Origin of the sequence: Kocuria subflava, from assembly GCF_012163155.1 — a bacterium.
Classification (GTDB): domain Bacteria; phylum Actinomycetota; class Actinomycetes; order Actinomycetales; family Micrococcaceae; genus Kocuria; species Kocuria subflava.
Map to the genome: position 1 here is coordinate 1 of NZ_JAAVUN010000192.1, position 573 is coordinate 573.

The following is a 573-nucleotide window of genomic DNA, read 5'->3' on the forward strand; positions in this document are numbered from 1 at the left end:
GATATTGCCAAAAATATTGATATCTATCCCCTAAAGAAACGTGAACAGATGGATTCAGGGGCTAGGAAAGACATCCAAAAGAACAAAGCCTTTATTATTCATGGACAAGAAGAGCTACCTAGGTACATGGTGCTAGACCTTCTTCGCCGTGCAACGGATGTCGAACCTGTTGTCCTGGTGGACCAGCCCAATTCAGGGCGAACCATTATTGAAAAACTGGAAGACTCTCTCGGAGACTCTGCTGCGTATGCAGTTGTGATCATGTCTGCAGATGACGTAGGTGGACGAAGAGACGGCCATCAATCGCCCAGGGCACGTCAGAACGTGGTCCTAGAACTGGGGTATGCTATGGCTCGCCTCGGCAGACGTAATATAACAGTCCTGCATGGACAGGATGTGGAAATACCATCGGACATTCAGGGCGTTGCCTATTATCCATTAGATGACGGATCCTGGCAAAACAGACTCCTTGGGGACCTCAAGGCGGCAGGATTTGATGTTCATTTTGATAGGCTGTAAAAGTTTCTGAATAGACGGAAAAACATGCCATGTTCAATTCCGAATCCTTTGTAT

1 protein-coding gene is annotated in these 573 nt (G+C 46.9%); it reads left to right on the plus strand.

What is annotated here, in order from left to right:
• Nucleotides 1-519: TIR domain-containing protein (locus GTW58_RS13720; protein ID WP_168023623.1), on the plus strand; the 519-nt coding region annotated here is incomplete at its 5' end.
• Nucleotides 520-573: the final 54 nt, after the last annotated feature.